The organism is Streptomyces silvae (assembly GCF_016745505.1).
GTDB classification, from domain to species: Bacteria; Actinomycetota; Actinomycetes; order Streptomycetales; family Streptomycetaceae; genus Streptomyces; species Streptomyces silvae.
The window spans coordinates 1-9,750 of the sequence record NZ_JAERUC010000085.1 but is presented as its reverse complement, the minus strand read 5'-3'; the positions used below and the strand labels follow the sequence as shown (position 1 = coordinate 9,750).

The 9,750-nt window shown below is 71.5% G+C and carries 9 protein-coding genes; 1 reads left to right on the top strand and 8 read right to left on the bottom strand.

All coding sequences use genetic code 11. The features are described 5' to 3' along the window. Positions 1-325: 325 nt before the first annotated feature. Positions 326-1,333, bottom strand: a complete 1,008-nt coding sequence (locus JKV81_RS12340) for a stage II sporulation protein M (RefSeq protein ID WP_129263733.1) — start codon at positions 1,331-1,333, stop codon at positions 326-328. A 120-nt stretch (positions 1,334-1,453) separates the two neighbouring features. Here JKV81_RS12340 and JKV81_RS12335 point away from each other — a divergent pair, with 120 nt between their 5' ends. Then, positions 1,454-2,431: an RDD family protein gene (locus tag JKV81_RS12335; protein WP_236056415.1), complete on the top strand. Its 978-nt coding sequence runs from the start codon at positions 1,454-1,456 to the stop codon at positions 2,429-2,431. A gap of 72 nt (positions 2,432-2,503) precedes the next feature. On the opposite strand, the gene JKV81_RS12330 is transcribed toward JKV81_RS12335, so the two are convergent. From JKV81_RS12330 to JKV81_RS12300, 7 genes are all read right to left on the bottom strand, one after another. After that, on the bottom strand, positions 2,504-3,157 hold the full coding sequence (locus tag JKV81_RS12330) for a hypothetical protein (protein WP_202075848.1): 654 nt from the start codon (positions 3,155-3,157) through the stop codon (positions 2,504-2,506). Between the two features lie 126 nt (positions 3,158-3,283). Continuing rightward, positions 3,284-4,741: an adenosylhomocysteinase gene (gene ahcY, locus JKV81_RS12325; protein WP_124277263.1), complete on the bottom strand. Its 1,458-nt coding sequence runs from the start codon at positions 4,739-4,741 to the stop codon at positions 3,284-3,286. A 262-nt stretch (positions 4,742-5,003) separates the two neighbouring features. Further along, positions 5,004-5,999, bottom strand: a complete 996-nt coding sequence (locus tag JKV81_RS12320; protein ID WP_202075847.1) for a cation diffusion facilitator family transporter — start codon at positions 5,997-5,999, stop codon at positions 5,004-5,006. 87 nt (positions 6,000-6,086) lie between these two features. Beyond that, on the bottom strand, positions 6,087-7,343 hold the full coding sequence (gene manA / locus JKV81_RS12315) for a mannose-6-phosphate isomerase, class I (protein ID WP_202075846.1): 1,257 nt from the start codon (positions 7,341-7,343) through the stop codon (positions 6,087-6,089). A gap of 55 nt (positions 7,344-7,398) precedes the next feature. Beyond that, positions 7,399-8,535, bottom strand: coding sequence for an SIS domain-containing protein (locus JKV81_RS12310; protein ID WP_124277267.1), 1,137 nt, complete (start codon positions 8,533-8,535; stop codon positions 7,399-7,401). 40 nt (positions 8,536-8,575) lie between these two features. Then, entirely contained in the window at positions 8,576-8,758 is a 183-nt protein-coding gene (locus JKV81_RS12305; RefSeq protein ID WP_099177212.1) for a Trm112 family protein, read from the bottom strand. A gap of 342 nt (positions 8,759-9,100) precedes the next feature. Beyond that, positions 9,101-9,750: phosphohexomutase domain-containing protein (locus tag JKV81_RS12300; protein WP_505016565.1), on the bottom strand; the 650-nt coding region annotated here is incomplete at its 5' end.

Genomic DNA, 9,750 nt, shown 5'->3' with positions numbered 1-9,750 from the left:
ACTTTACCAGACTCTTTTCCGTTCCGTTTCCGGTCCGAATTTGATTCCGGTGACCCATGGAGAGGCCTTTGCCTTTCGGCTGACTCGACTTTATCAGAAGCAATTCGGCCGGAGCGAATCCGGCTTTTGCTTGAAAGAGAAGAATCGATCGGCTCTGCGAGGAACATGTCCTCTGCACGAGCGAGATGAACTTTAGACGTTCCCGACCGAGCTGTCCAGCTCGTTGGAACCGTTAAAATCTACCTCTCCACGCAGACCGTGTCAACAGTCTTTTGTGGGCGACCTGAAGGCTAGCAGGTCAGCGGTCTCGCACGCACATCGGCCCTCAGGCCGCAGCGGGAAGCTCGGCGCTGCGCTCCCCCTCCTCCAGGTCTCCGGTGTCCCCGGCGCGGGCTGCCCGGCCTCCGAGGATGTAGACGTAGGCGAGAAAGGCCAGTTCAGCCGCGACACCGATGGTGATGCGGGCCCACGTGGGAAGGCCTGACGGGGTGACGAAGCCTTCGATGACGCCGGAGACGAACAGGACCAGCGCCAGACCGATGGCCATGCCGATCGCCGCACGCCCTTGCTGAGCCAGTGCCGAGCGACGCGTACGTGGACCCGGGTCGATGACCGTCCAGCCGAGCCGAAGACCCGTTCCCGCCGCGACGAAGACCGCGGTGAGTTCCAGGAGGCCGTGCGGCAGGACGAGCCCGAGGAAGGTGTCCAGGCGGCCGGCCGAGGACATCAGGCCGATGCCGACGGCGAGGTTGAGGACGTTGACGAAGAGGATCCAGATCACCGGCAGGCAGAGGAACGCCCCCAGCACCAGGCACATGGCCGCCGCCTGCGCGTTGTTCGTCCAGACCTGGGCGGCGAAGGAGGCTGCCGGGTGGCTCGAGTAGTACGTCTCGTACTCACCGCCGGGCATGGTCAGGGCGCGCAGGTCCTCCGGGGCGGCGATCGACGCCTGAACCTCCGGATGCGTGCCGATCCACCAGCCGATGACGGCCGCCAGCAGGGTGGAGAGCACGGCGGTGGGTATCCACCAGTGCCGCGAGCGGTAGACGGCCGCGGGAAAGCCGGCGGTCAGGAAGCGGGCGGCGTCGCGCCATGAAGCGCGCCGGGTCCCGGTGACGGTGGAGCGTGCGCGGGCCACGAGCTGTGTGAGGCGGGCCGTCAGCATGGGGTCCGGGGCACTGGACCTGATCAGGGACAGATGCGTGGCGGTGCGCTGGTACAGGGCGACGAGTTCGTCCGCCTCCTCACCTGTCAGGCTGCGTCCTCGGTGCAGAAGATGGTCCAGGCGGTCCCACTCGGTGTGGTGGGTGGTCACGAAGACGTCGAGATCCATGGTCGGCTGCTGCTCCAGGCATGGGTGCGTACGGGTCCGTACTACGGCGGTGCGCTGCGGGTCAGCTTGGCAGACTGTGACCCCGAGGGGCAGGGAAGGGCGGCGAGGGGTGGGTGGGCGATGAATGAGCTCGTGACCGGAGACGCGGTCGTACTGGGGTTGCAGCCGGCGAGGTTGCCCAGCCGGGCGTTGGCGATCGCCATCGATCTCGCTGTGCTCCTGACCGTTTTCGTGCTGTTCTCCATCGGTCTGGCCGTGGCGACCGTGACGCTCGACGAGGCGGCGACCGCCGCGATCGCCGTCGCCACGTTTCTTCTGGTGCTGGTGGGCGGGCCGGTCGCGGTCGAGACGCTCAGCCATGGCCGTTCTCTCGGAAAGCTCGCCTGCGGGCTGCGCGTCGTGCGCGACGACGGCGGGCCGATCCGGTTCCGGCACGCGCTTGTTCGAGGTCTGATGGGGCTGGTCGAGATCCTGGGCACGTTCGGGGTCGTGGGCTCGATCGCCTCCCTGGTGTCCGCCCGTGGCCGCCGCCTCGGTGACGTGTTCGCGGGAACGCTCGTCGTACGTGAGCGGGTTCCGGCCGGTCGGGCTCTCGCCGTGCCGCCGCCCCCGCCCTGGCTTGTGGGCCGTTTCGGACAGCTGGACCTCTCGGGTGTGCCGGACGGGCTCTGGCTGGCCATCCGCCAATACCTGACGCGGATGAACCAGCTCGACGCCATGGTGCGCGGGTCCATGGCCGAGCGCCTGGCCACGGACCTCGTCGTGCGTACGGGCGTTCCGGTGCCGGCGGGAGTCCCCGCTGCTGCCTATCTGGCGGCCGTGGTCAACGAGCGGCAGACGCGGGACATCCGGAGGGTGGCAGCGGCGGCGGGCCGCGCCGGCCGGACCGGAGCGCCCGTCGCCTGGCCTGCCCCAGGCCCCTCACCTGTGCTCGTGAACCCCGTGCCCGCGGCACCCGTGCCCGTGAAGGGGGAGCACTCCGGTGGTTGGGCGGTTGAGGCCCCGCCGGGTGAAGCCGCCGCGCCGCCGCCTGCCGTCGGCGAGGACATGGGCCAGCCCGGACCACAGGCCCCGACCGGCTTCGCCCCACCCGCCTGAATCGTCAGGCCCCCGTGCGGGAGCCCCACCGCCCGCCGCCCCGCCGCCCCCGCCCCACCGCGTCGTCCGTGCTCAGGCCCCGTCCGGCGCGTTCCACTCCCCGTCCCCGGCGCGCGGCATGACGGAGGGCGGGGATTCCAGGTGTTCCAGCTCGATGCCGGGCGCCGCCAGCACCACGTCACCCGCGATGTGCACGGCGTGCTGATCACCGGTGTCCAGCGCGTTGACCTGGTACTCGTCCACGATCAGGGGCCCGTTGTCAGTGGCGTGCGCTTCACTGTTCAGCAGCGACCAGGACTGGTCGACGGTACGGGGGGCGAGGACCGGGTCCGTGAAGGTGACCAGACGGACGCGGGTCGCGGTGGAATCGGGGGTGAGGCGCAGGAGCCGGGCAGTGGCGACGAGGAAAGCGGGGGATGTGCCGGAGAAGGTGTGGGCGCGGACATTGCCTTCGGTGGCATGAGTGCCGGTGGGGTCGGTCCGGACCCAGGTGACCCCGTCGAGGGCGGCACCGCGGATCTGCCAGCTCGCGGCGTGCAGTTCGAGGCGGATGGGGCGGCCGAGCTCGTCCAGGGCCAGATCGACGGAACCCAGGTGGGCGCCCGAGGGAGCCGTGGTCTGGGAGACGTAGCGCCAGCCGGAGGGGCCGGGCGCGCAGTGGAAGTGTTCTTCGCCGAGGGGGGTGTGGTCATGGAGATCGTGGAGCGAATAACGGCCGCGGGGCATGGGGTCCTTCGGGTTCCTCGGGCTGTGCGGGTGCGGTACGGGGCAGGCCCCCGGCACGGGGGTGCGGGGGCCTGCGCTCGGACCTGCTGCTGAGAGCTGCGCCGGCCGGTGGCCGACGCGGCCGGCTCAGTAGCGGTAGAGGTCGGACTTGTACGGGCCTTCCACCGGCACGCCGATGTAGTCGGCCTGCTCCTTGCGCAGGGTCGTGAGCTTCACGCCCAGCGCGTCGAGGTGGAGCCGGGCGACCTTCTCGTCCAGGTGCTTGGGCAGCACGTAGACATCCGTCGGGTACGCCTCGGGCTTGGTGAACAGCTCGATCTGGGCCAGGGTCTGGTCCGCGAACGAGTTGGACATGACGAACGAGGGGTGACCGGTCGCGTTGCCGAGGTTCAGCAGACGGCCCTCGGACAGCACGATCAGGACCTTGCCGTCGGCGAACGTCCAGGTGTGGACCTGCGGCTTGACCTCGTCCTTGACGACGCCGTCGATCTTCGCCAGGCCGGCCATGTCGATCTCGTTGTCGAAGTGGCCGATGTTGCCGACGATGGCCTGGTGCTTCATCCGGGCCATGTCGGAGGCCATGATGATGTCCTTGTTGCCCGTGGTCGTGACGAAGATGTCCGCGGTCTCCACCACGTCGTCCAGCGTCGTGACCTGGTAGCCGTCCATCGCGGCCTGCAGGGCGCAGATCGGGTCGATCTCCGTGATGATCACCCGGGCGCCCTGGCCGCGGAGGGACTCCGCGCAGCCCTTGCCCACGTCGCCGTAGCCGCAGACGACGGCGGTCTTGCCGCCGATGAGGACGTCGGTGGCACGGTTGATGCCGTCGATCAGCGAGTGGCGGCAGCCGTACTTGTTGTCGAACTTCGACTTGGTGACCGCGTCGTTGACGTTGATCGCCGGGAAAAGGAGGGTGCCGTCACGGTGCATCTCGTACAGCCGGTGCACACCGGTCGTGGTCTCCTCGGTCACGCCGCGGATCTCGGACGCCAGCTGGGTCCACTTCTGCGGGGACTCGCCGAGCGTGCGGTTCAGCAGCGTGAGGATGTAGGCGTACTCCTCGCTGTCCGCGGTCGACGGGTCGGGCGCTTCGCCGGCCTTCTCGAACTCGACGCCCTTGTGGACGAGGAGGGTGGCGTCGCCACCGTCGTCGAGGATCATGTTCGGGCCGCCGGTGGGGGTGTTCGGCCAGGTCAGAGCCTGCTCCGTGCACCACCAGTACTCTTCCAGGCTCTCGCCCTTCCAGGCGAAGACCGGGACGCCGGCGGGGGCGTCCGGGGTGCCGTTCGGACCGACCGCGATGGCGGCGGCGGCGTGGTCCTGGGTGGAGAAGATGTTGCAGGAGGCCCAGCGGACCTCGGCGCCCAGGGCGACGAGGGTCTCGATGAGCACCGCGGTCTGCACCGTCATGTGCAGCGAACCGGTGATCCGGGCGCCGGCCAGCGGCTGCGTGGCGGCGTACTCCTTGCGGATCGACATCAGGCCGGGCATCTCGTGCTCGGCGAGGGTGATCTCCTTGCGCCCGAAGGGGGCGAGGGAAAGGTCTGCGACCTTGAAGTCCTGGCGATTGGCGGCCGTCGTCATAACGGGCTGCTCCTCGTAGTGGGTCGAGGGTGGGCTGGCTGGCTCTGCGGCGGCCACGGACACACGAATGCCCGGGCGATCCGCAGTGCAGTCCGTCGGAGGCCCTCTCTCCCTCGGCCGGTCCGCTTCCGCGAACCGATCGACCGCCATCAGCAGCGACGTCTGGTACTCCCCCGAATCTACACCGAACGGCCCAGCGAGCCCCAGCCCGCCTGAGGGGCGGCGTGGGGAACGGGGCCGTTCGGGGCCGGTCCTCAGCGGGTCAGTGGCCGGATCCGGCCGGTTCGCCGTCGGGGGCCGAGGGGCCGCCCGGAGCTTTGCCGGGGTTGGTGCCGGCCGCGGCGGCCGCCTCGTTGTAGATGTCGGGTTCGAGGTAGATGACCCGGGCGATCGGGACGGCCTCGCGGATCCGGTTCTCGGCGGCGTTGATCGCCTCGGCGACCTCGGCGGCGGACTCCTCGGCGCGTACCGCGATCTTGGCCGCCACCAGGAGTTCTTCCGGGCCGAGGTGGAGCGTGCGCATGTGGATGATGCGGGTGACGGTGTCGCCGTCGACCACCGAGGCCCGGATCTTCTCGACGTCCTCGATGCCGGCCGCCTCACCGAGCAGCAGCGACTTCGTCTCCGCCGCCAGGACGATCGCGATCACGATCAGCAGGATGCCGATGCACAGGGTGCCGATGCCGTCCCACACGCCGTTGCCGGTGCCCAGGGCGAGGCCGACGCCGCCGAGGGCCAGGACCAGGCCGACGAGCGCGCCGAAGTCCTCCAGGAGGACGACGGGAAGCTCGGGCGCCTTGGCACGGCGGACGAACTGCGTCCAGGACAGCTTGCCGCGGGTCTGGTTGGACTCGGCGATGGCCGTACGGAAGGAGAAGCCCTCGGCGATGATCGCGAAGACCAGCACACCGACCGGCCAGTACCAGGCCTCGATCTCATGGGGGTGCTTGATCTTCTCGTAGCCCTCGTAGATCGCGAACATGCCACCGACCGAGAACAGCACGATGGACACGAGGAAGGCGTAGATGTAGCGCTCGCGCCCGTAGCCGAAGGGGTGCTGGGGAGTCGCCTCCCGCTGTGCCTTCTTGCCGCCGAGCAGCAGGAGTCCCTGGTTTCCCGAGTCCGCCAGTGAGTGGACGCTCTCAGCCAGCATCGACGAGGAGCCGCTGAAGAGGAACGCCACGAATTTGGCCACTGCGATCGCGAGGTTGGCGGCGAGTGCCGCCACGATCGCCTTGGTTCCGCCTGACGCGCTCATGGGTGCCTGGTGTCCCTTCCTCGGTGCTGCGGCACAAGCGCCGCGTTACGGCCGGACATTGTTGCAGCCGCTGGTGCGGACGGTACGTCAGACCACTACGGTCGCGCGGAAGAGTGTGCCCGCTCCGGCGGCTTCCACCGCTTCGTCCGCCGGGACGAATACGGATTCACCGGGCGCCAGGCCGATCCCGCCCACCTGCGGAGCGCCTGCCGTGCAGAGGAGGATCTGCGCGGTGGCCGCCGTGAGGTCGGCGGGGGTGCCGCCGGACGGCAGGACGTAGCGCGAGAGCCGGAATTCGTCGACGGGCGTCTCGTACACCTCCTCGCCGGAGGGCGCGGCCTCGGGGCGCAGGATGCCGGGCTCGGTGGCCTCGAAGCGGACGATGCGGAGCAGTTCGGGGACGTCGACGTGCTTGGGGGTCAGACCGCAGCGCAGCACGTTGTCGGAGTTGGCCATGATCTCGACGCCCAGTCCCCCGAGGTAGGCGTGCGGCACGCCCGCGCCGAGGAACATGGCCTCGCCGGGCTGGAGTTGTACGTAGTTGAGCAGCATGGCCGCGATGACGCCGGGGTCGCCGGGGTAGTGGTGGGCGATCTGGGCGTACGGGGCATGGGCGCCGCCGAGCCGTTCGGCGGCCTCGGCCGCCTCGGTGACCGTGTGCGCCATCTCGTCGGGGTCCGCGGTGAGGATCGCCGTGAGGACCTCGCGCAGGGCCCCGTCCTCGGGGCGGGCGCGGAGCAGGTCCACGTACGGCTTGAGGGAGTCCACGCCGAGGGCGGCTATCAGGTCCGCGGCCTCGGCGGGCCTGCGGAAGCCGCAGAGCCCGTCGAAGGGCGTGAGCGCGCAGATCAGCTCGGGCTTGTGGTTGGCGTCCTTGTAGGTGCGGTGCGGGGCGTCGATCGGGATGCCCCGTCGTTCCTCGTCGGCGTAACCCTCCTGTGCCTGGGCGAGGTCGGGGTGGACCTGGAGGGACAGCGGGGCGCCGGCCGCGAGGAGCTTGAGGAGGAAGGGGAGCCGGGGGCCGAAGGCGCGGACGGCGGCGGCGCCGAGTTCGCGCTCGGGGTCGGCCGCGATGACGTCCGTGAGGGACCGCTCACCACCGGCTCCGGGACCCGCGGCGCCCGTGGGATCCGCCGCGTCCGTCGAGCCCGCACCGGTCGCGGAGCCGGCGACGCCCGTGGTGTCCGTACCGGCGGGCCGGGTGAGGCGTGAAGGGGCTCCCGGGTGGGCTCCCATCCACATCTCGGCCTGCGGTTCGCCGGTCGGGGCTGTGCCGAGCAGCTCGGGGATGGCCGTGGTGGACCCCCAGGCGTAGGGGCGCACGGTGTTGGAGAGCCGGTCCATGGAGATGTGTCCTCGTGGGTACGCGGGGCGGGGGTGCCCAGGGTGGGACGGGCGGTCAGGCCCGGTTGTCGGAGGCCAGGGAGGCGTAGACGGCGGCGAAGTCGGTGACCGCGAGGAGCTCGGCGAGGGCTTCGAGTTCGCTGCCCTCCTCCGGTTCGAGCTCGCTGATCGCGGTGTCGTGGCTCAGGGCCAGTTCACGGGCGGCCGGGCTCGCGGTCAGGCCGCCGGCGGGCCGGTCGCGGAGCAGGACGACACGGGCCCGCATGGCTTCGGGCTCGTCCACGCGGTCCCGGAAGAAGTCGTCGGGGTCGGCGCCCGCCGCGAATGCCCCGGCGAGCAGCCCCCCGTGGGAGGGCAGCGCCTCCGGCAGCTCGGCCACCAGGGCCGGGCGGCCGGCGAGCTCGGCCAGGACGGCGGCGAACCGGCGCCCGACGGGACCCGCGGCCTGGCCCTCCGTCCAGACGAGGGGCAGGCTGTCGGCGAGTTCCGCGGCGAGGGTCTTGGCCGGGTTGCTGTACGTGGCGATGGCCGGCCCGCAGCGCTCCGCGGTGCGGTCGAGGCGGTCGGCGACCTTCTGCAGCGTCTCGGTCGGCGCGTCGATCAGGCCGACCCGGTCGAGCAGGGCGAGCAGCGGGGTGAGCAGGGCCCAGAGCGTGCCGGGCCCCGCGGCCGAGGTCTCCGCGTCGTACTCGCCGTGCGGGGCGGCCGCCATGGGGACGACGAGTCCGTGCACCCCGTCGACGGCCTCGCGGAGCGGGGAGCGGACGGGCGCCACGGCGACGACCGTGCAGCCGCGGCGGTACGCCTGCTCGGCGAGCAGCGCGAGGCCGGGTTCCGAGCCGTCGGCCGTGGCGATGAGCAGCAGGTCCACGGATCCGCCCCAGCCGGGCAGGGCCCAGCGCAGTGCTCCGGCGGCGGCCGCGACCCCGGTGGGACGGATCGGGATGACGGGCGCGGAGGCGCCGGCGAGGGCGCCGATCAGGTCGGCGACGCCGGACGCGGCGGTACCGGGCCCCGCGACGAGGACGGCGCGGGGCCTGCCCTCGGGTGCCAGGTTGCCGATTCCCGCCTCGGCGGCGTGCCGGGTGGCGGTGCGGACGCGGGCTCCGGCCTCGGCGGCACCGCGCAGCAGACCTCGCCGGTCGGCTCGGGCCAGTGCTTCCGGTGCGTCGAGCAGCGACTCGTCGAGCATGGTGGTGGGCCTCCGATCACCGTGCTGATCAGCGTGCGGGTTACGCGGGGCGGCGGGCCTCGTCGACGAGGAGCACCGGGATGCCGTCCCGCACCGGGTAGGCGAGACCGCAGTCCGCGCCGGTGCAGACCAGTTCGGGGTTCTCGGCCGCGGACCGGTCGTCGAGCCCGGCGTGGCAGGCCGGGCAGGCGAGGATCTCCAGAAGGCCGGCTTCGAGCGGCATGGGGTGGGTCCCTTCGGGCATGCGGTGCGGATCCGGCGCGGGCCCGGTTCGGGCCCCCGGAGCTTGGGGCGTGGTCAGCCTACCGCCGGGCCGGGAGGGTCGCGGCCCGGCGGGCCCTGCCCGACAGGGCATGCGTCGGCGTCGGACGCCCGGCGGGCGGCACGGACGAGGCGGGGCCCACGCACGGACGAGGCGGAGCCCACGCGTGCACGTGCCCCCTCCCCCGGCGGACGGCACGGACGCGGTGGGACCCACGCATGGACGAGGCGGGACCCACGCACGGACGAGGCGGAGCCCACGCGTACACGAGGCACGTGCCCCCTCCCCCCGCCCACGCGCCGGTCAGGCGCGGACGAGCGCCAGGACCTCGTCGCGTACCGCCGTCATGGTCTTCTCGTCCCGTGCCTCGACGTTCAGACGCAGCAGCGGCTCCGTGTTGGAGGCGCGGAGGTTGAACCACCAGTCGGTGCTGGTCACCGTGAGTCCGTCGAGCTCGTCGAACCGCACGTCGTCGCGGTGGTCGTACGCCGCCCTGATCGCCGCCAGCCGCTCCGCCTGGTCGGCCACGGTGGAGTTGATCTCGCCGGACCCCGCGTAGCGGTCGTACCGGTCGAGGAGCCCGGAGAGCGGGCCGTCCTGGCCGCCGAGCGCGGCGAGGACGTGGAGGGCGGCGAGCATGCCCGTGTCGGCGTTCCAGAAGTCGCGGAAGTAGTAGTGCGCGGAGTGCTCCCCGCCGAAGATCGCGCCGTGCTCGGCCATCTCGGCCTTGATGAAGGAGTGGCCGACGCGGGTACGGACGGGGGTCCCGCCGTTCTCGCGTACGACCTCGGGGACCGACCACGAGGTGATCAGGTTGTGGATGACGGTGCCCTTGCCGCCGTTGCGGGCCAGCTCACGGGCGGCGACCAGAGCCGTGATCGCGGACGGGGACACGCCCTCGCCCCGCTCGTCGACGACGAAGCAGCGGTCGGCGTCGCCGTCGAAGGCGAGGC

Excerpts from the sequence above, each read along its gene's own strand:
- JKV81_RS12340 (WP_129263733.1), bottom strand. The coding sequence starts at position 1,333 with ATGGATCTCGACGTCTTCGTGACCACCCACCACACCGAGTGGGACCGC.
- JKV81_RS12335 (WP_236056415.1), top strand. The coding sequence starts at position 1,454 with ATGAATGAGCTCGTGACCGGAGACGCGGTCGTACTGGGGTTGCAGCCG.
- JKV81_RS12330 (WP_202075848.1), bottom strand. The coding sequence starts at position 3,157 with ATGCCCCGCGGCCGTTATTCGCTCCACGATCTCCATGACCACACCCCC.
- ahcY (WP_124277263.1), bottom strand. The coding sequence starts at position 4,741 with ATGACGACGGCCGCCAATCGCCAGGACTTCAAGGTCGCAGACCTTTCC.
- JKV81_RS12320 (WP_202075847.1), bottom strand. The coding sequence starts at position 5,999 with ATGAGCGCGTCAGGCGGAACCAAGGCGATCGTGGCGGCACTCGCCGCC.
- manA (WP_202075846.1), bottom strand. The coding sequence starts at position 7,343 with ATGGACCGGCTCTCCAACACCGTGCGCCCCTACGCCTGGGGGTCCACC.
- JKV81_RS12310 (WP_124277267.1), bottom strand. The coding sequence starts at position 8,535 with ATGCTCGACGAGTCGCTGCTCGACGCACCGGAAGCACTGGCCCGAGCC.
- JKV81_RS12305 (WP_099177212.1), bottom strand. The coding sequence starts at position 8,758 with ATGCCGCTCGAAGCCGGCCTTCTGGAGATCCTCGCCTGCCCGGCCTGC.